This is a genomic window from Mesorhizobium sp. P2_D5 (genome assembly GCF_056404355.1).
Genome location: NZ_JBFUEE010000002.1, coordinates 236,117 through 256,521, shown reverse-complemented (window position 1 = coordinate 256,521; position 20,405 = coordinate 236,117). Strand labels below are relative to the sequence as shown.

The window sequence follows — 20,405 nt, the reverse complement described above, 5'->3', positions numbered from 1 at the left end:
ACACCGCCTAGAACAGTGAGCCCTGAGCCGGAGCCTGCGGTGCCTGCTGCGGAAACTTGATCTGCGTCGCCGGCTTCTCGACAATCACCAGGGCATCGTCCGGGGCCGTGCGCTGCAGCCGCTTCGCTTCCGACCAAGGCGCTGTCAGCCAGGTTTCGATTTCCTCTTGCGTCCTCAGGATGACCGGCATGGCCTTTTCGTGGATCGGCTTGATGAGGGCGTTCGGCGCGGTCGTCATGAAACCGTAAAGCTCGAAGTCGCCGGGGCCGTCCTTGACCTTGCGCACCCCCTGCCATGGCGTCCAGAGCCCAGCGAAGAAGAACAGCGAGCGGTCCTCATCGAGCGCGAACCAATAGTTTCGCTGGATGCCCGTCTCAGGGTCCTTGTCGCCGGGCGTCGGGCTCGGCTCTGCAAAGCTCGTCACCGGCACCACACAGCGGTTCTCGACGCCGACATATTGCTGCCAATGGCCGTACTGGGGATTGCGTATGTTGGTGGTGCCGTAGTCCGCCTTGCCCTTCATCCGCTCGAGGGGCGTCGGCATGCCCCACAGCAGGTTGGCAAGCTCCCGCTGTCCGTCCAGCGCATTACGCACCACCGGACCGGGTTGGTTGGGATAGATGTCGATGGACGGCTCAAGGTTGCCCAAGATGTCCCGCAAAGTCCGGGTCCACTGGCGGACGGCTTCTTGCGACGTGGTGATGTTGTAGAGATTGCACATGGCCCACACTCTGCCGTGAGAGCACTCTGCCGACCAGTCGAAAAATTCGAACCCAGCGACCGGCAGCAAATGTCGATGGAAGAGTGGACGGGCAAGGTTCGCGCCGAAAGCCAACTGACCGCTTTCGCCATCAGCATCTTGCTGCGCCCTCGCAGTGCTCGCCGGGTCGCGGTCGGGCCACTCGCGCTCGTAGCCCGGCTTCGAGCCGAGATAGCCGATCGCATTGTTCACTGAAATGGAAAAGCCCAGCGCGGTGGCTGGGCTGTCCAAAGTACTCCGAACCGGAATAGTTTTCAGTTACGGTTCGGCGGCTTGTAGCTCTCCCACCGCGATAGACGGGTCTCGATGTCGAAGCGGGACGCCTCGAAGTTGGTGCCGGTGTTATCCTTGTTTTTGCCGTCGATCAGCCGATACAGCTCGTCGTTCTCGACATCGTCGACAGGGTGGGTCGATCGCACCACCCGCAGCCATAGCGATTGTGCTCGATCGCAAACGTCCTTGACCCGGATCATTTCTTCCTCCCGTCAGTCTCCGTGCTGCTCGAGGTTTTCACCGCACACGCGGTGGCCGGGCCCGCCCGGGGCTCGGTCGGTGCGCTCAACTTGCTCCTGATCTGTCATCCCGTCAATGTCATCGCATCCAGTCAGGTCACCGACATCATCAGTCGCGAGGCAAGGCAAAGCTCCGAAGCACGTGAGCCCGCCGCGTCGAAGCAGCAAACGCCGCTTCGATCCCGCCGGTAGCGCATCCCCCCGGCATTTCCAGCAGACGGGGGCGGGCCATATGGGGGCGCTGCCTGACGCCGACGCTCCAGATAGGCCGAAGGCAAATCCCCTACGAACTTCGTCGCTCGGCTGCGGCATCGGAACGCCGCATCACCGTCACGCCGGGCCATGTCGAGGTGCTGGCCCTCACCAGCGACGACGACCACGACATCGCAGACTTCTTGGAGCGCAAGCGGCAGTGGGTGTTCAACACCGTTCGCGAGATGGAGCGGGTCATCTCCAACCGGCATGCCGTGCCGCGCTTCATGACCGGCTCGAAGATACTGTCTCGACCTCGCACGATCCGCGCCGCTGATTTCGCCAATGGCTGGGGATCATGCGGCGCTGAAGGTAATATCCTCATCAACTGGCATCTCGTTTTCGCTCCGAGGAAGGTGCTGAAGTATGTCATTGCCCACGAGCTGACCCATCTTCGGCACCGCTCGCACGGGCCCGCAGTCTGGGACTTCCTGCAAACGATTGTGCTTGGCTTCGAGGCGTCGAAGGCATGGCTGGACGCCAATCAGGGAAGTCTGAGCTCGGAGTTCCTCGATATCTGAACAGATGGCGTACGCAGAAGGCTGCTTGGCGTCGAAAACGCCCCCAAGCGCCGGTTGAAGGTACAGCCAGCGGTGCAGCCAACTGGAACTGCCTTCAGAAAAATTAAATCAGATCAAATTGTTAGGAAATTTATATGGCGGAAAGGGAGGGATTCGAACCCCGGGCGATTACTGCGTAGCATTGTTAGCCGACCACTGTTGAGCGCGGTCGAAATTGCATATCAGGATGTCGCACACCATGTTCTCGTTACATGGCTAGACATGGAACAATCCGATAGAGCCGCCATAGCTCTCCAAGGTGCAGGGGTGCGACCTCATCCCGCTGCTTGCCCGCGGATAGCTTTCCTCAACCTTGAGTGCCGCACCGCAGGTTTTGCCTCCGCAACCGCCTCACCATCGTGCAGTCCAACCCGCAACGCCGCGCCCGCCAGATGGTCGCGCATCGCCGTCTGCGCCGCTTCGGCATCGCCGGCGCGGATGGCGGCCAGGATGCGCTCGTGCTCGCCGAGCGTGATGCGGGCCATGTCATCCGATTTCTGCTGGTTGCCGGCGGCAAGAATGCTTTCGCGCACCCGCTCGGACACGAAGACCAGGAACTGGCCCATATAGGCGTTGCGCGTCGCCTCGGCGACGGTGCGGTGGAATTCGAGGTCGCTGCGCAGCCAGGCAACGCTGCCATAGGGGGCCGCGCGCATGCCGGCCAGCGCATCGCCCATCGCGGTGAGATCGGCTTCGGTGCGCCGCCTTGCGGCAAGGGCAGCCGCCTGCACTTCGAGGATGCCGCGCAGCTCGAACAGGTTGCGGAAGGAGTCGGCGCGCTGCAGCGCCTCGTAGTCGATGGTCAGCACCGTCGGGTTGGTGCTCTCCACCACGAAGGCCCCCCGCCCCTGCTGCGACCAGATGCGGCCTTCCGAGCGCAGCCGGGCGATCGCCTCGCGCACGACGTTGCGGCTGACGCCGAAGGTGGTCGCCAGCGCCTGCTCGGTCGGCAACTGGTCGCCGGGCTTCAGGCGCCCCTGCGCGATCTCGCGCGAGATCGAACTCGCAACCAAAGTGGAGAGGTGCGGACCGCGATTGACCTTGTCGAGCTTCAGCGTCATCGCTCACCTATAGACCATGATTGGCCTTGCTTGCCAGAATGCGGCCATTGCTCAGGATATGGCGCGGATCGAAGGCTTGCTTGATGCCTGCCGCCAGATCAAGTGTCACCGGATCGATCCGCTCGAGGAAGGCCTTCTGCTTGACCCGGCCGATGCCGTGTTCGGCGCTGATCGAGCCGCCATAGCGGTCGACGACGGCAAAGATCTCGGCTTCCGCCTCTTCGAACAGTTGCTCCACCGCTTGCGGATCCATGCCTTCCGGCGGCACGACGTTCAAATGGATGTTGCCGTCGCCGACATGGCCGTAGGTGACGGCGAGCGCGTCGGGCCGGGCGCGCTGCAATTCGAAGAGCGCGTCGGTGACGAAATCGGCAAGTTTGGAGATCGGCACCGAGACGTCGGTGCGCAGATAGCGGCCTCCCCTGCCCTGCCGCTCGACCATGATCTCGCGATAGAGCCACAGCCGCTCGGCCTGCGCCCGGGTCGATGCGACGATGCCGTCCTCGACGATATTGGCGACGCCGCCGAGAAAACCCATGAGCATGGCGGACAGGTCGATCAGCCCGCCGGAGGAAACCTCGATCAGCACATAGGCCGGATAGGCTTTTGCCAGCGGATCGGCAAAGTCCGCGCCCTCGCGCATGGTGATCTCGATGCCCTGGCGCAGGATCAGTTCGAAGGCGGTGAGCAGGTCGCTGCAGTCGCGCCGGGCCCGCGCATAGAGCGCCATGGCGTCCTCGACCGAGCGCAGGCCGACCAGCGCCGTCTCGATCTGCGTCGGCTTGGGAAAGAGTTTCAGTGCGGCGGCAGTGACGATGCCGAGCGTGCCTTCCGAGCCGATAAAGATCTGCTTGAGGTCATAGCCGCGATTGTCCTTGCGCAGCACCTTCAGCCCGTTCCAGATCCGGCCATCGGCCAGCACCACTTCGAGGCCGAGCACCAGGTCGCGCGTCATGCCGTAGCGCAGCACGTTGAAGCCGCCGGCATTGGTGGCGACGTTGCCGCCGATGCGGCAGCTTCCCTGCGCCCCGAAGGTGATCGGCAGCAGGCAGTCGCTTTCCCCAGCGGCGCGCTTGGCGTCCTCGAGGATGCAGCCGGCCTCGACCACCATGGCGAAGTCGATCGAGCTGATCGAGCGGATCCGGTTCATGCGCTCCAGGGAGATGACGATCTCACCACCATCGGCGGCCACCGCAGCACCGACGAGGCCGGTCAGGCCGCCTTGCGGCACGACCGGGATGCGCTCCGCGTGGCAATGCCGCATCAGCGCCGACATCTCCTCGACCGAGGCCGGACGAGCGACCGCCAGCGGGCGGCCGAAATGGTCGCCGGACCAGTCACGGCTGTAGCGCGCCAGGTCTTCGTCGCTGGTCAACAAGCCGCCATCCGGCAGCACGCCGGCCAGGGCCGATAGCAGCGATGCGGAAATGGGCGGCACGACATTCATGACCTGGCTCTGGACCCTCTGGGAAAACGACTGGACAACCACCTTGCTTGTCGTGTTATCATACAACCCTGATTTAGAACATCAAGCGAGGCCACGCTCCCGCCAGCTGTTTGATGTGGACGGTCAGACCAGCCAATCACCCGACACGGAGGACTTTCCCAATGAGCGACGCCCCGGGCTTTCGCTATATGCACACCATGATCAGGGTGCTCGACCTCGACAAGTCGATCGCCTTCTACACCGAGGTCCTCGGCATGACCTTGCTGCGCCGGGAGGACTATCCCGGCGGCAAGTTCACCAACGCCTTTGTCGGCTATGGGCCGGAGGACAAGGAAGCCGTGGTCGAGCTGACGCTGAACTGGGGGCGCGAAGAGCCCTACGAGATCGGCACCGGCTTCGGCCACCTGGCGCTCGGCGTCAACGACGCCGTCTGCGCCGAACTCGAAAAGCGCGGCGCCAAGATTCCGCGCAAGCCCGGGCCGATGCAGCACGGCACCACCCATATCGCTTTCGTCGAGGATCCGGACGGCTACAAGATCGAGCTGATCGGCCTCGACACGATGCTGTGACCTGATGGGGCGGGGCCGCATCACGCCTTTGATGCGACCCCGTCCGGTCCGCGCTTGCTTGGGAGGCGGTGCGGATGGATTTGTCACTTGATGACCGCGATCTTGCTGCGGTCGATGGTGATGGCGACGGCGGCGATGAGCACCGCGCCGAACACCATGTTTTCCAGGAAGATGTTGACGCCGACGAAGGTCATGCCGATGCGCACGATCGAGATGATCAGCGCGCCGACCGCGGTGCGCGCGACGCCGCCCAGCCCGCCGGTGATGGCGGTGCCGCCGACGATGACGGCGGCAATCGCCGGCAGCAGCAGCTGGTTGGCGAGGACCGGCGAGCCGCTCGACAGTCGCGCCGCCAAGACCACGCCGGCGACGGCGGCCAGCATGCCGGAGGCGGCGAAGGCGATAATCTTGGTGCGGTCGACATTGATGCCCGCCGCCCAGGCGGCCGGCTCGCCGGCACCGACGGCAATCGCCTGGCGGCCAAAGCGCGTGTAGCGCAGCGCCAGAAAACTGGCGACGCAGATGACCGCCGAGATCAGCACCACCACTGGCAGGCCGGCGACCGTGGCGTTGATCCAGGCGGTGTTTTCGCGGCCGCCTTCCTCGATGGTGATGGCGCGGCCGTCGGACACCCACAGCGCGATGCCGGTGACCACGCCGCCGGTGGCGAGCGTCGCCACGAAGGACGGCACGCGCAGCTTGACATGGACAATGCCGCTCAAGGTGCCGAAGGCGAGCCCGGACAGGATCGCCACCGGAAAGGCGGCAAGGCCGAGCGAAGGCAGCAGCTGCGCCAGGATGACGCTGGCCAGCGAGGCGACCGCCTGGATCGACAGGTCGATGCCGCCAAGCAGGATGGCGAAGGTGACGCCGGTCGCCAGGATGAACAGCACAGCGGTGTTGGCGAACAAAAGCGCCACGGTCTCGCCGGTGAGAAAGCCGGGCGCGGCGATCTCGATGATCAGAAGCAGGGCGACAAGCAGGACCAGCGGAATGGCGCCCTGCGTCCACTTGCCTTCGAAGATGCGCCGCAGCGAGAAAGCTTCATTCATCGGCCTGCCTCAGAGACTGTTTCGAAACTCGCTCTGGCGAGTCATATGATGGTGGTTTCGAGAACCGGAGCGCAGCGGACGTTGGTCCGTGAGCACCGGAAGCGCAGAAAACGCCTTCAGATGGCCGCCAGAGCAGAGTTTGCAAACGGTCTCTCATACCATCGCCCGCAACAGTTCCACCTGGTTCGGCTTGTTGCCCGGGCTGGCGTCGAAACGCGCGGTGATCTCGCCGTCGCGCATCACCAGCACCTGGTGCGACAGGCCGATGGTCTCCTCCAGCGTGTCGGAAATCAAAAGGATCGCCACGCCTTGCGCGGAGAGATCGCGGACCAGTTCGTAGACCTCCTCCTTGGCGCCGACATCGAGCCCGCGCGTCGGATGGTCGAGCACGAGGATGCGCGAGCCCGCCGTCATCCAGCGCGCCAGCACCACCTTCTGCTGGTTGCCGCCGCTGAGCTTGCGGCAGGCGGCATCGGGGCCCGGCGCCTTGATGCGCAGCCGCTTGATCCAGTCGGCGGCGAGCCGGCGTTCCTTGCCATAGTCGATCGCACCATGGCGCATGACGCTCGACAGGTCAGCCAGCGAAATGTTCTCCGCGATCGACAGGAACATCACCAGCCCCTCGAGCCTACGCTCGCGCGGCACATAGCCGATCCCCCTGCGCACCGCGGGTTCCGGCGAGGCGAAACGCACCGCGTCGCCGGCGATTTTCATTTCTCCGGCATCGTGCTGGAGGAAGCCGCCGATGGTGCGCGTCACCTCCTCGCGGCCGGAGCCGACGACGCCAGCAATGCCGACGATCTCACCGGCCCTGATCTTGAGGTCGACGCCGTGATAGGCGCCGTTTGCCCCCAAGCCCTTTGCCTCGACCATGACCGTCTCGCGCGGCGCCTGCTGGCGGGCCTCACGGTAATATTCGGCCTGCAGCCCGCGCCCGACCATGATCTCGTGCAGCTCCGGCGCGGTGACATCGGCCGCGCGATGCTCGGCGACGACCGCACCGTCCTTCATCGTGTAGACGCGGTCGGAGATCGCAAGCACCTCGTCGAGACGGTGCGAGACGAAGACGAAGCTGGCGCGGGATTTGAGCGAGCGCACGCGGGCGAACAGCACATCGATATCGGCGGCGTTGAGCACCGAGGTCGGCTCGTCGAGCAGGATGAGCAGCTGCCGCTCGACCACTTCCTCAAGCGTCAGCGCCTTGGCCAGCTCGACCATCTGGCGCGCGGCGAAGGTGAGCTCGGAGGTGCGCGCGGTGACGTCGATGTCGATGCCGATCTTGGCCAGTTGCCGGCGCGCCGCCGCGTTCATGGCGCGCCAGTTGACGATGCCGAAGCGGGTGAAGCGGTCTTCCTCGCCGAGATATATGTTTTCGGCGACCGTCAGATTGAGCACCAGCGACTGTTCCTGGAACACCATGCCGATGCCATGCCGTGCCGCGTCGCGCGGGCTGCGCATGCGCAGCTGCTCGCCGTCGAGGGTGAGGCTGCCGCCGTCCGGCCGGTAGCTGCCAGCCAGCACGCGCATCAGCGTCGACTTGCCGGCACCGTTCTCGCCGATCAGCCCGACCACTTCGTTCGGCCGGACCTCGATCGAGACATCGCGCAGAGCCTGGACGCCAGGAAAATTCTTGATGATGCCGGAAGCGCTCAGCATGGCGGTCACTTGACTATCCTGAGGCGGACGCGGTCGAGCGACAGCGCCACCGCGGCGATGATCATCAGGCCCTGCACCGTCTGCTGGATGTAGGGCGAAATGCCGAGCAGGATCATGCCGTTGGCGAGCACGGTGACGATCAGCACGCCGATCAGCGTGTTGACGACGCCGCCTTCGCCGCCGGTCAAGGCCGTGCCGCCGACAACGACGGCGGTGACCGCGGCAAACAGCCGGCCGTCGCCGATGACGGCATGCGACTGGCCGAGCTGTGCCGCGGCAAGCACGCCGGCAATGCCGAAGAAGAAGCCGGCCAGCGCGAAGGCGGTGATGCGCACGCGCACCACGTTGACGCCGGAGAGCTTGGCGACGTCCTCGTCACCGCCGATGGCCAGGATGTGGCGTCCGAGCTTGGTGTGATACTGGATGACGGCGGCGAGCAGGAACGCCCCGGTGGCGACCCACACCGCCAGCGGTAGGCCGAGGAAACGGGCCAACGCCAGCTCGCGGATCGAGGTGTCGTTGAGACGGATCGCCGAGCCGCCGAGCATATAGACCGACAGGCCAAGGCCGATGAACCACATGCCGAGCGTGGCCATGAAGGACGGGATGCGCAGCATGGTCTGGACGAGGCCGCTGACGAAACCCATGGCGGTGCCGGCGACGATCGCGGCCAGCACCGCCCACCAGCCATACTCGTTGCCGTTGCTGTCATTGGCGGCGAGCAGCACCACGACCATCGCCGAGACCGACAGCGTGCCCTCGACCGAGAGGTCGATGCTGCCCATCAGGATGATGAAGGTCAGTCCCATCGCCAGCGTCAGCGGCACGGCGGCCGAGTTGGCGAGGCGCACCAGGTTGCGCAACTCGATGAAATTGGGATTGGCAATGGCGATCAGCAGGCAGAGCACGACCAGCACCGCCAGCGGCGCCAGGCTGCGCCAGCGCCTGCCACCGAACATGGTGGCGATGCGGCCGGGGAGAAATGTCATAAGCGTCGTCCGCTCGATGTCCGAAACGGACTTCAGGGGTTCTGTATGGATTGTCAAGAAACCGCTTCCCGTCTGCTGATGACCATCGCCGGGCGGGTACGATGCACGACGAACTGTAAAGGGGAGCGGGCCGCCAGGGAGCAGCAGCCCGCCCCGGCGGTCAGGTCCGGATGGCTCCGGTCACCCGACCCCAAAGATCGTTCCAGTCGATCTCCGGCTTGGCGTCGACATTGGTCTTGTAATATTCCTCGACATTGTCGTGCGAGATCAGCACCGCCTTGCCGTAGAATTCGCGGTGCTCCGGCGGTTCCTTGACCGGGTCGAACTTGCCGATCTTGGCGTTGTAGCCGATGGCCAGCCCCATGCCGCCCTGCCAGAACGGATCCGAGGTGACGGTGCAGGCGAACTCGCCGGTGCGCACCGCGTCGACCGCCGTCTTGATGCCGTCGACACCGACGATCGGAACCTTGCCGGCAAGGTTCTCGGCGCGCAGCGCCTCGAGTGCGCCGGAGCCCATGTCGTCATTGGCGGCCCAGATGCCCTTGATGTCGTCGCCGAAGCGGGTGAGCAGATTGCCCATCAGGTCGAAGGCCTCGGTCGATTTCCAGTTGGCGACCTGGAAGTCGAGCAGCTTGATGTCGGGATTGGCGGCGAGCGCCGCGTCGAGGCCCTTCTTGCGCTCGATCGCCGCCGTGGTCGAGATCAGGCCGCCGAGGGCGACGATGCCGCCCTTGCCGCCGATGGTCTTGAACAGGATCTCGGCGATGGTCTTGCCGCTTGCAATGCCGTCGAACTCGATGTGGGAAACATAGTTCGGGTTGAAGTCCTTGGGATGCAAATCCGCCGGCTTGTTCCATTGCGTCACGACATAGGCGCCGGCCTTGGCGCAGGCCTCGACGATCGGGCGGGCATCGGGCGTGTCGTTGGGATCGGAATTGAGCACCATGTTGCCGCCGGTCTTGGCCAGCATGGCCTTGATGTCGGCGATGCCTTTCTCGCTGTTGCCTTCCGAGACCAGCGTGACGTGTTCGAGACCGGCCCATTTGGCGTAGGCCTCAGCGCCGGTCTTCCACACCGCGTGGTAGGGGTTGGACAACGAGCGGATCGACGTCACCAATGTCGGCTTTTCCTGCGCGCGCAAAACCTTTGGCATGGCGAGCGCCGCCATTCCGGCGGTGGCGCCCATCATCAGCGTCCGGCGGCTGACCGCGCCGGAGAGCGTTAAACCTGTCCTGTCCTTCATGTATCGAACCTCCCGATTGAATTCTGTTTCCCGCCCGGCGGCTTGCGGGGAGCGCGGCCGGGCCTCCGATCGACGGATCGTCAAGCTCCTCACTTGTACGACAACCCTTCAACACGGCAACCATACCCTTTCTCTTGACGCGGCACAAGGGACTTGAGATCGTCGCGCACACGAGGGGGCGCCGATTGTGCCCACATGAGGGAGCGAGAATGCCGGATTACATCATCGTCGGCGGCGGCTCGGCCGGTTGCATTCTGGCTGCCAGGCTGAGCGAGGATCCCGACCTGTCCGTCGTCCTGCTGGAGGCCGGGCCGCGGGACACCGATCGCTACATCCATCTGCCGGTCGGCTTCTTCAAGATGACGGCCGGGCCGCTGATCTGGGGCTATGACACGGCGCCCGGCAACGCGATCGAGGGCCGCACCATGGTCTATCCGCAGGCGCGCGTGCTCGGTGGCGGTTCCTCGATCAACGCCCAGGTGTTCACCCGCGGTTGCCCGCAGGATTACGACGGATGGGCGGTCGACGATGGCTGCAGCGGCTGGAGCTACGCCGACGTGCTGCCCTATTTCCGGCGCTCCGAGGGCAACGACACCTTCGCCGGTCCGCAGCACGGCACAGATGGCCCGCTCGGGGTTTCGAGCGGCGCGCCGCATCCGCTGACGCGGGTCTTCGTCAGGGCGGCGCAGCAGGCGGGTCTTCCCTTCAGGGCCGATTTCAATGCCGGCCAGCAGGAAGGCACCGGATTCTACCAGACGACGACGCGTCAGGGGAAACGCAGCAGTACGGCGGTCGCCTATCTCAGGCCGGCGCTCGGCCGCAATAACCTGACGCTGCGCACCGACGCCACGGTCAGCCGCATCGTTGTCGAGAACGGCCGCGCCATCGGCGTCGAGATCGTCGGCAACGGCAGTACCGAATTGTTGCGCGCCGGGCGCGAGGTGATCGTCACCGCCGGCGCCATCGGCTCCCCCAAACTCTTGATGCTGTCCGGCATCGGCCCGGCCGAGCATCTCGGCACGCACGGCATCAAGGCGATCCACGATCTGCCCGGCGTCGGCCAGAACCTGCATGATCACATGGATGTCGATGTCGTCGCCGAACTCAACGGGCCACACGGCATCGACCGCTACAAGAAGAAGCGCTGGCAGGCGGTCGCCGGCCTCGAATACGCGCTGTTCGGCAAGGGCCCGGTGGCCTCCAACATCGTCGAAGCCGGCGGCTTCTGGTGGGGCGACCATGCGGAGAAGACGCCTGACATCCAGTTCCATTTCCTGCCTGGCGCCGGCGTCGAGGAAGGCATCGGCTCGGTGCCCGGCGGCAATGGCTGCACCTTGAATTCCTACCACGTTCGCCCCCGCTCGCGCGGCAGCGTCACGCTGCGGTCACCGGATCCGCGCGATCCGCCAATCATCGATCCCAACCCGTTTGCCGAACGCTACGACCTGGAGCGCGCCGTCGATGGCATCGAGATCAGCCGCGAAATCCTGTCCCAGCCGGCCTTCGCCAAATATATCAGCCGGGAGCATCTTCCGGGTGCGGCAACCAATGGACGCGCGGCGCTGGAAGCCTTCGCCCGCGAACATGGCCGCAGCGCCTACCATCCGGTCGGCTCCTGCCGGATGGGCGGCGATGCGCAAAGCGTCGTCGATCCCGAGCTTCGCGTGCGCGGGCTTCAGGGCCTGCGCGTCTGCGACAGCTCGGTGATGCCAAGCATCGTGTCGTCAAACACCAACGCCGCGGTGATCATGATCGCCGAAAAGGCCGCCGACATGATCGCCGGGCGGGGCCGGTTGCCGGCGCAACAAACTCACTCGTCCGGGAACATCGAACGCGGCGGGAAGTCGGCGCGGCTATAGTCGACGACGATGAACTTGCCGCCCTGGTATCGCTCCACGACCGGATTGTCCGTCACCTTGCCACGCACGCGCTCGGCCTGGCTGTCGGAACTGTCGAGCGGCGTCCAACCGATCTTTTGCCTGGCATCATGCCGCCAGAAACCGCGGCTGTTGTTGGACTGCCCCCAGATCACCGAGCATTCGACATGCTGGGCCTCGGCGCAGCGCTCGATCAGGCTGACGAAATCGTCGTGGGATATCCAGGTCGACAGGATCCGTTCATCGGGAACTTCCGGCAGCACCGAGCCGATGCGGATCAGCACGCTTTCGACCGCATGCTTGTCCCAGTATAGCCGCGCCAGCATCTCGCCATAGGCCTTCGACAGGCCGTAATAGCCATCCGGGCGCAACAGGCAGTCCTGGTCGAGAATCTCGGTCCGCTCATAGAGGCCCACCGCGTGCACGGAGGAAGGAAAAACCACGCGTGCCTTCTGGCTGCGCGCCGCCTCGTAGATGTGGTAACTGCCGCGCAGATTGGGGCCGAGCACCGTCTCGAAGGATTGTTCGGTGGATATGCCGCCGAAATGCAGGATCAGCCCGCAGCCTTGGGCAAGATCGTTCACCGCCTGCTGGTCCTCGAGATCGACACGATCGAAACTTGCGTTTTGCGGCAGCGGGATTGGCAAGAGCGCGACATCGGTCAGCCGCAAGGTCCAGCCCAGTTCTGCCAGCCTGACCGAGAGCAGGCGTCCAATCGTGCCGGATGCCCCGGTCAGCAGCACCGGTTTGTCGGAGAGAGCCAATCCCTGTCCTTTCATGATAGGGAAATCGGGAGAGATGTTGGTGCCGGCCCGGCAAGGCGAACGGCTGTTGGGTGCTTCAAGCGCCCCTGCAATGTCATCATATCACCATATAAATAATCGGTTGCCAAGAACAGCGGTTCGTTTATTGCTTGGTGGCGATGAAACGTTCCTTTGGCCTTCCCCCTCAGATCAGCCGCACGGCGCAGGTGGCCGACTGGTTTGCGCGCGAAATACGCGCCGGTCATCTGACCAGTGGCGAGAAACTGCCGACCGAGCAGGAACTGATCGCGCAATTCGGAGTGAGCCGCACTGTGATACGCGAGGCGATGGCCTCGCTGCGCTCGGAAGGGCTGGTCGTCAGCCGCCAGGGTTCGGGCGTGTTCGTCGCCGACCACGAGGCCAACACCACATTTCGCATCGTCTCCGACGAGCTTCGTTCGCTGACGGAAGTCCAGAACGTGTTGCAGCTGCGGCTCGCCGTGGAACTCGAAGCCGCCGGCATCGCCGCCGAGAAGCGCAGCGACGACGACCTTGCCCGCATGCGCGATTGCCTTGTCGCCATCGACGCGTCGATCGCTGCCGGCGACAGCGCCATCGAACCGGATTTTGCCTTCCACCGGGCGATCGCCTCGGCCACCGGCAATCCCTATTTCGAGCGCTTCATGCATTTTCTGGGACCCGTCATCATTCCGCGCCAGTCGATCCGCCCGCGGACTGAGACGCCGGAGCAGCGGCGGCTTTATCTCGAACAGGTCCAGACGGAGCATCGACGCATCTACCAAGCCATCGAGCGGCACAATGTCGAGGCCGCCCGCTTCACCTTGCGCGAGCATCTGGAGGCGGGCCGCGAGCGCTATCGCCGCATGGTCGACGGTTCGGTCAGCTCGTAGCACGGCGTCGCGCCTGACCTTCATTCCCTGATCTCACGCCAGCTCTCCAACCGGCATGCGGCAGGACTGCATGAGCGCCGCGAGCTGCCGTTCTTCATCCACTGTGAGGTCAAGCAGCGGCAACCGGACCGGTCCACAGTCGATCCCGGCAATGCGCGCGCCAGCCTTGACGATCGAGACGGCATAGCCGGCACGCCGGTTTCGGATGGCGAGATAGGGCAGGAAGAAGCTGCGGATGAGGTCGCCGACCTCGGCCATGCGGCCGGCGCGCAAGGCGTTGAAGAAACGCAGCGCCATCTCGGGGGCAAAATTATAGATCGCCGACGAATAGGTGGTCATGCCTATTGCCGCGGCGGCACTGGCATGGACTTCGGCCGTCGGCATGCCGCCGATGAAGATCAGGCGGTCGTCCATGCGGTAGCGCAAGGCGGTGAGAAGCTCGATATCGCCAACGCCGTCCTTGAGCCCGATCAGGTTCGGGCAATCCTGCGCCAACCGGTCGAGGGTCTCGGGCGTCAGCACCGCATTGTCCCTGTTGTAGGCGATGACGCCGATGCCGACCGAGCGGCAGATGGCGGTCAGATGCCGGCGCAGACCTTCCTGCTCGGACTTGACCAGATAGGGCGGCAACACCAGCAGGCCGTCGGCGCCGTTGGCCTCCGCGGCCTTGGCGAACTCGACCGCCATATGCGTGCCGTAGCCGACGCCCGCCAGCAGCGGCAGGTGATCGGGAACTTCATCCGATGCCGCCCGCACGACACGCTTGTATTCCTCGAGCGTCAGCGAGAAGAACTCGCCCGTGCCGCCGGCGGCGAAAAGCCCGCTCGCTCCGGCAGCGCCCTGCTGCGCGACATGGGCGCGATAGCCCGCTTCGTTGAAGGCGCCGGCATCGTCGAAAAAGGTCAGCGGAAAGGACAGCAGCCCGCGGCCAAGGGATTTGGTCAGCTCGGTCGGTGAGAACGTCAAAACGAGTACTCCGTGTGTGGGGTCGACAAATCGGCTTGGACGGTTTGGCCGGCAGGAATTTTGGCAGCCGTGGCGTTGGGTGGGTTCATACGATGCCGGGCCGGACTTCGGCCGCGGCGGCGTCGATCGCCTTGCGGCCGAGGCCCGACTTAACGATGCGGATCAATTCCTCCTCGCTGGTGTCGGCGGTGGAGGCGTCCAGCGCGACCTCGCCCGAATGCAGGAAGTTGATGCGGTCGCAGACTTCGAAGATCTGGTTGTAGTTGTGGACGATCAGGATCACCGATACCTGGCGCTGCTGGCGCAGGTTCTGGATCAGGCCCAGGACATGCGCGCTCTCGCGCACGCCGAGTGCCGCCAGCGGCTCGTCGAGGACCAGGATCCTGGGCGACGAATAGATCGAGCGGGCAACGGCTATGCACTGGCGCTGTCCGCCGGACAGAAGGTCGACCGTGCTGTTGACGCTGGGGATCGAGATGCCCAGCGTGTCCAGGTAGAGTTGTGCCTGTTCGCGCATCTTCCTGTTGTCGAGTAGGTTCAGCCCCAGGATGCGCTTGTGGTATTCGCGGCCGAGGAACATGTTGTGGAAGACGCTGAGATCGCCGATCAGCGCAAGGTCCTGGTAGACGGTTTCGATGCCCTGGGCGCGCGCGTCGCGCGGCGAGGCGAAACGCACCTCCTTGCCTTGCGAGACGATCGTGCCGGTGTCGGGCTGGTGAAATCCTGACAGGATCTTGATCAGCGTCGACTTGCCCGCGCCATTGTCGCCGACCAGGGCCAGGACCTCGCCCCGGCGCAGCTTGATCGAGACGTCGACAAGTGCTGTGACCGCGCCGAAACTCTTGGAGATGTTGGACATTTCCAGGACGACGGGCGCATCGGGCGCGAGCGGCGGAATGGTCTGCGTGTTCATAGGCGCCTCCGTGTGCGCAGCCGGTCGACCTGGATGCTCAGGATCATCGCCGCGATGATGGCCGCGCCCAGATAGATGTCGGAAACGGTGGCCTGGGCACCGATCATCACCAGGCCGTTGTTGAGCGAAGCGACCACGAACGCGCCGATCAGCGCGCCGATGACGGTGCCGGAGCCACCCAGCAGCGAGGTGCCGCCGATGACCGCGGCCGCGATCGCCTGCAAGGTGAGGAACGGGCTGCCGGCCTGCGGGTCTGCTGAGGTAAACTGGGCGGTGTTGATGATGCCGGCGAAGGCCGCGCAGCCGCCGGCTATCATGAAATTGTAGATCTTCATGCGGTCGGTGCGCACACCGATTTCACGCGCGCCGATGATGTTGCTGCCGGTGGCAATCGTGTGCAGGCCAAAGGTGGTGCGGTTCAGCGCCAGTGCCAGCGCCAGCACGATCAGCACCGCCCACAGGAATGGCGTGAAGGCCGTCACGCCGTGCCAGGACAGGAGCGCATCCGACGGCTGGTAGAGGCTCTGCCCGAAGATCGCGTTGAAGGGCTGCTCGACCGGCGCCACGATCGGCTGGCTGTTGTAGATCGAGACGACGATGCCTTGCAGGAAGAACAGCATGCCGACCGTGGTGATCAGCGAGGGCACGCGGAAACGCACCGTGATGATGCCGTTGATGGCGCCGACCAGCACACCGATCAAGACGCCGACAACGGCGCCGACGGCCAGCGGCACGCCCCAGGTGACCGACATCAGCGCCATGACATAGGGCGCGATCGAGAAGATGGCGCTCAGCGAAAGGTCGATCTCGCCAGTGATCATCAGCATGACTTCGGCAGCCGCGATCAGGCCGAGCCGGCCGGTGTCGCGCAGCACGACACTCATGAATTGCGGCGACAGGAACCCGCCATCGCTGCCGACCTGGAAATAGACCACCAGAACGATGGCGACGACGGCGATGCTGGCCTCGCGATAACGGGAAAGCAGGATGAGCAGCCTCTCCGTCATCGTCTGCGGAACCTTGACGCCAACGGCGCCTTTCCCGGCTTTTGCGATTGCGATTGGCGGCACTCTTGTCTTCCTGATTTCGAATTCTGGGCGGGGATCGGCGACGGGCAAGCCGGCGGCAGTCAGCGGCGCCCTCGCCACGTCATCGGACAATGACGTGGCGAGGGCAGGAGTTTTCGCTTGGCTGAACTGCGTCAGGTCGGCTCGACGTCGCTGCGGCCCTCGAAGCGAGACTTGCCGACATAGGCGTCGACATTGTCCTTGGTCACATAGGCCTGGCTGGTGTCGCTGTTGGCCGGACCGACGAGACCGCCCGACAGCTTGTAGAGATACATCTGCTGGACCGGCAGGAAGCCCTGCAGATAGGCCTGCTGGTCGGTGGTGAAGTTGACGTCGCCGGATTTGATGAAGTCCAGCGTCTGCGGGAAGAGGTCGAAGCCGGCCACGGCGCCGCCGGCTTTCACCAGGCCATATTTGTTGGAGATGAAACCGCAGGCATAGGTGTCGGAACCACCGGTGCCGAACATGCCCTTCACGTCCTTGTGGCTGAGATAGTAGCTCTCGACGCGCGAGATTTCGGTTGCCGGATCCGGACCAGTGTTGACGACATCGTAAGTGACGCCGCTGCCGCTGTCCTTGATCGCCTGGATGTAGCCATCGAGGCGCGGCTGTGTGTTGAGCGAGCCGGGCACGCCGATCGACAGCATGACGTGGCCGCCCTTGGGGATCAGCTTCAGCCACTTCAGCGCCGAGTTGTAGCCCGACTGGTAGAGCGGCTGGCCGACATAGGACAGCCGCTTGTTGGGGCTGCCGACCGGCACGTCGGCGTTGAAGGCGACGACCGGGATGCCGGCCTGGGCGGCCATGTCGGTTGCGGCATCGAAGGCGGTCGGATCGACCAGGCAGACGGCAATGCCGTCCGATTTCTGCGCAATCGCGGTCTGCATGGCGCTGACCATCTCGGAGACGACGTTCTTCTGCGAACCCGTCCACTGGTAGCTGCAGCCAAAGGCCGCGCAGGCGTCCTGGATGCCATAGACGGTCGGGGTGAAGAACTGGTCGAGCGTCACATGGCAGACGAAGTGGAACTTGTAGGGCTTCTTCGGCAGGCCTGCCGATGAATCCGCAGCTTTCGCGGCGCTGACGCCGCCGGCAAGTCCGGCACCCGCCAATCCGCTGGCCAGGCCGGCGGCACCGAGGCCGAGTTTGCCGGCCAGCGCAAAGGCACTGCGCCGGCTGATGGCGGCCTTGACCGTCTCCATCTGATTTTTCGTTTCGTCGTCCACTTGGTTCCTCCCTCTTCGTTTTGCGGGCTAGCCCACATTTGTCATCTGGTTACATTGTTATATGACAACTTTTGTGTCAATGCTTTTTCGACACCGGATTCATGACGGGCTTTTCGCTGCACGAGCGTGGTGCAGGAAGCCGCTTGGCCGGCACGAAGAACAGCAGCGATCACAGGAAGAGAAAATGGCTGAAATCGAATTCAGGGCTGTCGCGAAGAACGGCCTGAAGGTGACGACGATCGGACTCGGCGGCACCGGGCTGGGCAATATGTATCGCGCCGTCGACACCGATGCCGCAGTCCAGACGGTGCACGCGGCCTATGACAATGGCATCCGCTATTTCGACACAGCACCTGTCTATGGCTTTGGCGTGAGCGAGACCCGGCTTGGGCTGGCGGTCAGATCCTTACCCCGCGCGGACATCGTCATCTCGTCGAAGATCGGCTACGACCTCGTGCCGATCCCGCCCGAGGAGCTTCAGCCGGCGCTGTGGGACCAGCCCGGTTCATTCCGCGCCGAGTTCGACTATTCGCGCGACGCCGTGATGCGTTCGCTCGAAGGAACGCTGAAGCGCCTCGACACCGACTATGTCGACATGGTCTCGATCCATGATCCGGACGAAGCCATTCATTTCGGCCCAGGCGAGGATCCCTATGCCAGGAGCCGTTTCAGGGAAGCGATGGACGGCGCCTATCCGGCGCTCGACGAATTGCGTTCGCAAGGCGTCATCAAGGCGGTCGGCGTCGGCATCAACCAATGGCAGATGCTGTCCGACTTCGTCGTGGCGGGTGCGTTCGACTATTTCCTGCTCGCCGGCCGCTACACCTTGCTCGAGCAGGAGCCGCTGGCGACCTTGCTGCCGCTGTGCGAGCAGCGCGGCACCAGGATCATCATCGGCGGGCCCTACAATTCCGGCATCCTGGCCACCGGCGCCGTGAAGGGCGCAACCTTCAACACCAGGCCGGCGCCTGAGCCGGTGCTTGAGCGCGTCCGCCGCATCGAGGCGATCTGCATCAGTCACAAGGTGTCGCTCCCGGCGGCCGCGCTTCAGTTCCCGCTCGGCCATCCCCTCGTATCAAGCGTCATTCCGGGCGCGCGATCAGCCGACGAGCTGAAACAGAATCTGGCCTATCTGCGCGAGGACATTCCGCCGGCTTTGTGGGTCGATCTCAAGCAGGCCCGGCTGATCGAAGCCGGCGCACCGGTACCTTGAGCGCCCCGCTCGGCAGCCTATGTTCTGCGTCTTGCCTGAAACGGCGGAACCGCACCAGGCGGTCTCGACGAATGCCCGCCTCCACGATCTCAAAGACGCTGGCTGGCTTGGCGGGCGCGCTTGCGGATCTCCTGGCGAGAAATGCCGGCGTCCGCCAGCGTGCTGTCCGACATATGCCTCAAGCGCGCAAGCGTCTGGCGATAGGCGCGCCAACGGGCGAAACGGCGTCGAAGTTCATCCAGCATGATCGTCTCCTTTTGGCGCGCGGATGGCCAACGCGCATGGTTGGTCGAAAGCGCAAAGCATCCGTGCCAGGCGCATGCGCGATCGAAGGGATTGCACTGGCTTGCTGGCCAGCCGAGGTGCTTGGGCACGGTCCGCCAGGCAGGATTGTCCAACGCCTCCAAGGCCTGCATGCTTGCGTATGATGCCCGCTTCGCGCTACAGCCAGGGTCGCAAGGAGTTTTTCATTTCTGCAAAATGGATATCGGCTGGGACGATCTAAGGTTGTTTCTCGACGTTGCGCGGCTGGGTGGCCTGAGCGCGGCGACAAGAACCACGCGGCTCAGCGCGGCCACCCTCGGACGACGCGTCACCGCGCTTGAGAAGCAGATCGGCGAACCGCTGTTCGTGCGTCAGCAGACCGGCTACCGGCTGACCCCGGTCGGCGAAGAACTGCTGCGGCGCGCCGAGGAGGTTGAGGCGGCAATGCAGTCGCTGACCCGCTGGCGGGAGGGAAGCCTGCCCGACCGCATCGTCCGCGTCTCAGCCGGACCGTGGACCTCGGCCTTCGTTTCCGCCCATATCGGCGAGATCTGGACGGTCGATGACGGCATCAGGGTGGAACTCGTCACCACCACCGACAGGGTCGATATCGGACGCCGTGCCGCCGACATCGGCATCCGAAGCGAGCGCCCGACCGAACAGTGGCTGGCCGGCCGTCTAAGCGGCAAGGTCGCCCATGCCATCTATTCCGGACGCCACCTGATCAACGGCATCGCCGCCGGGCTGTTCGTCGGCGTCACGGGCGAAGGGGCAAACATTGCTTCGGCGCGCTGGCTGCAAGCCCATCATGGCGACCGCATCGCGGTGCGCGGCAACAACACCCATTCGGTGCGCGAACTGGTGGCCGCCGGCGCCGGCCTTTCGGTCTTCCCGTGCTTCGTCGGTGACAGCGATCCGCGGCTGGTTCGCGTCGCCCACCCTATCCCCGAACTCGAAACAGACCAGTGGATCGTCACCCATCACGAGGAGCGTCACGCCCCGCCGGTGCGAAAAGTCGCCGACCGGATCGCCACCTTGATGCGGGCGCACCAGCCACTGTTTCGCGGCGAGACGCCGATCCGGTAAGCGCGTCGTGTAGCAAACCTGTAGCGACCGCCACACCA

20 protein-coding genes are annotated in these 20,405 nt (G+C 64.5%); 6 read left to right on the top strand and 14 right to left on the bottom strand.

Going from position 1 to position 20,405, the window contains the following annotated elements; all coding sequences use genetic code 11:
• Positions 1–7 precede the first annotated feature (7 nt).
• The gene (locus AC1DYW_RS08045) at positions 8–721 is read right to left on the bottom strand and encodes an SOS response-associated peptidase (protein ID WP_477226408.1); all 714 of its coding nucleotides are present in this window, start codon (positions 719–721) and stop codon (positions 8–10) included.
• A 293-nt stretch (positions 722–1,014) separates the two neighbouring features.
• Positions 1,015–1,233, bottom strand: coding sequence for a hypothetical protein (locus AC1DYW_RS08040; protein WP_477225761.1), 219 nt, complete (start codon positions 1,231–1,233; stop codon positions 1,015–1,017).
• Between the two features lie 389 nt (positions 1,234–1,622).
• Between AC1DYW_RS08040 and AC1DYW_RS08035 the strand changes: the two genes are divergently transcribed.
• A complete protein-coding gene (locus tag AC1DYW_RS08035; RefSeq protein WP_477225760.1) occupies positions 1,623–2,045 on the top strand; it encodes a M48 metallopeptidase family protein in 423 nt (140 codons plus the stop codon).
• Positions 2,046–2,359: 314 nt separating this feature from the next.
• Here the strand turns inward: AC1DYW_RS08035 and AC1DYW_RS08030 are convergent, their stop codons facing one another.
• Both AC1DYW_RS08030 and AC1DYW_RS08025 read right to left on the bottom strand, forming a co-directional pair.
• Positions 2,360–3,145, bottom strand: coding sequence for a FadR/GntR family transcriptional regulator (locus AC1DYW_RS08030; RefSeq protein ID WP_477225759.1), 786 nt, complete (start codon positions 3,143–3,145; stop codon positions 2,360–2,362).
• Between the two features lie 7 nt (positions 3,146–3,152).
• A complete protein-coding gene (locus tag AC1DYW_RS08025) occupies positions 3,153–4,592 on the bottom strand; it encodes an FAD-binding oxidoreductase (RefSeq protein WP_477225758.1) in 1,440 nt (479 codons plus the stop codon).
• 161 nt (positions 4,593–4,753) lie between these two features.
• Here AC1DYW_RS08025 and gloA point away from each other — a divergent pair, with 161 nt between their 5' ends.
• Positions 4,754–5,161 carry a lactoylglutathione lyase gene (gene gloA, locus AC1DYW_RS08020; protein WP_477225757.1) on the top strand — a complete coding sequence of 136 codons (408 nt, stop codon included), beginning with the start codon at positions 4,754–4,756 and terminating at the stop codon, positions 5,159–5,161.
• Between the two features lie 83 nt (positions 5,162–5,244).
• Here the strand turns inward: gloA and AC1DYW_RS08015 are convergent, their stop codons facing one another.
• The 4 genes from AC1DYW_RS08015 to AC1DYW_RS08000 form a co-directional block, all read right to left on the bottom strand.
• Positions 5,245–6,213: an ABC transporter permease gene (locus AC1DYW_RS08015; RefSeq protein ID WP_477225756.1), complete on the bottom strand. Its 969-nt coding sequence runs from the start codon at positions 6,211–6,213 to the stop codon at positions 5,245–5,247.
• A gap of 153 nt (positions 6,214–6,366) precedes the next feature.
• Entirely contained in the window at positions 6,367–7,869 is a 1,503-nt protein-coding gene (locus tag AC1DYW_RS08010) for a sugar ABC transporter ATP-binding protein (RefSeq protein ID WP_477226407.1), read from the bottom strand.
• A gap of 5 nt (positions 7,870–7,874) precedes the next feature.
• Complete coding sequence (locus AC1DYW_RS08005) at positions 7,875–8,858, bottom strand: ABC transporter permease (RefSeq protein WP_477225755.1); 984 nt, start codon at positions 8,856–8,858, stop codon at positions 7,875–7,877.
• Positions 8,859–9,018: 160 nt separating this feature from the next.
• Positions 9,019–10,101 (bottom strand): sugar ABC transporter substrate-binding protein, encoded by a 1,083-nt coding sequence (locus tag AC1DYW_RS08000; protein WP_095080563.1) that lies wholly within the window; start codon positions 10,099–10,101, stop codon positions 9,019–9,021.
• A 209-nt stretch (positions 10,102–10,310) separates the two neighbouring features.
• Between AC1DYW_RS08000 and AC1DYW_RS07995 the strand changes: the two genes are divergently transcribed.
• A complete protein-coding gene (locus tag AC1DYW_RS07995) occupies positions 10,311–11,960 on the top strand; it encodes a GMC family oxidoreductase (RefSeq protein ID WP_477225754.1) in 1,650 nt (549 codons plus the stop codon).
• Here AC1DYW_RS07995 and AC1DYW_RS07990 read toward each other — a convergent pair.
• Entirely contained in the window at positions 11,912–12,742 is an 831-nt protein-coding gene (locus tag AC1DYW_RS07990; RefSeq protein WP_477225753.1) for an NAD-dependent epimerase/dehydratase family protein, read from the bottom strand. The two genes, AC1DYW_RS07995 and AC1DYW_RS07990, sit on opposite strands and share 49 nt — an antisense overlap.
• A 158-nt stretch (positions 12,743–12,900) precedes the next feature.
• On the opposite strand from AC1DYW_RS07990, the gene AC1DYW_RS07985 reads away from it, so the two are divergent.
• Positions 12,901–13,632, top strand: a complete 732-nt coding sequence (locus AC1DYW_RS07985; RefSeq protein ID WP_095080558.1) for a FadR/GntR family transcriptional regulator — start codon at positions 12,901–12,903, stop codon at positions 13,630–13,632.
• A 33-nt stretch (positions 13,633–13,665) separates the two neighbouring features.
• On the opposite strand, the gene kdgD is transcribed toward AC1DYW_RS07985, so the two are convergent.
• The 4 genes from kdgD to AC1DYW_RS07965 all read right to left on the bottom strand — a co-directional run bounded on the left by kdgD (position 13,666) and on the right by AC1DYW_RS07965 (position 17,804).
• Positions 13,666–14,598: a 5-dehydro-4-deoxyglucarate dehydratase gene (gene kdgD / locus AC1DYW_RS07980; protein ID WP_477225752.1), complete on the bottom strand. Its 933-nt coding sequence runs from the start codon at positions 14,596–14,598 to the stop codon at positions 13,666–13,668.
• 85 nt (positions 14,599–14,683) lie between these two features.
• Positions 14,684–15,511: an ATP-binding cassette domain-containing protein gene (locus tag AC1DYW_RS07975; RefSeq protein ID WP_095080556.1), complete on the bottom strand. Its 828-nt coding sequence runs from the start codon at positions 15,509–15,511 to the stop codon at positions 14,684–14,686.
• Positions 15,508–16,581 carry an ABC transporter permease gene (locus AC1DYW_RS07970; RefSeq protein ID WP_457151234.1) on the bottom strand — a complete coding sequence of 358 codons (1,074 nt, stop codon included), beginning with the start codon at positions 16,579–16,581 and terminating at the stop codon, positions 15,508–15,510. Before AC1DYW_RS07970 ends, AC1DYW_RS07975 begins: the two co-directional genes overlap by 4 nt.
• Before the next feature lie 131 nt (positions 16,582–16,712).
• Positions 16,713–17,804 carry a substrate-binding domain-containing protein gene (locus AC1DYW_RS07965; RefSeq protein WP_477225751.1) on the bottom strand — a complete coding sequence of 364 codons (1,092 nt, stop codon included), beginning with the start codon at positions 17,802–17,804 and terminating at the stop codon, positions 16,713–16,715.
• A gap of 184 nt (positions 17,805–17,988) precedes the next feature.
• Here AC1DYW_RS07965 and AC1DYW_RS07960 point away from each other — a divergent pair, with 184 nt between their 5' ends.
• A complete protein-coding gene (locus tag AC1DYW_RS07960; RefSeq protein ID WP_477225750.1) occupies positions 17,989–19,017 on the top strand; it encodes an aldo/keto reductase in 1,029 nt (342 codons plus the stop codon).
• 89 nt (positions 19,018–19,106) lie between these two features.
• Here the strand turns inward: AC1DYW_RS07960 and AC1DYW_RS07955 are convergent, their stop codons facing one another.
• Positions 19,107–19,262, bottom strand: a complete 156-nt coding sequence (locus AC1DYW_RS07955) for a YjiS-like domain-containing protein (protein ID WP_477225749.1) — start codon at positions 19,260–19,262, stop codon at positions 19,107–19,109.
• Here AC1DYW_RS07955 and AC1DYW_RS07950 point away from each other — a divergent pair.
• Complete coding sequence (locus AC1DYW_RS07950) at positions 19,261–20,367, top strand: LysR family transcriptional regulator (RefSeq protein WP_477225748.1); 1,107 nt, start codon at positions 19,261–19,263, stop codon at positions 20,365–20,367. The genes AC1DYW_RS07955 and AC1DYW_RS07950 overlap by 2 nt on opposite strands.
• Positions 20,368–20,405: the final 38 nt, after the last annotated feature.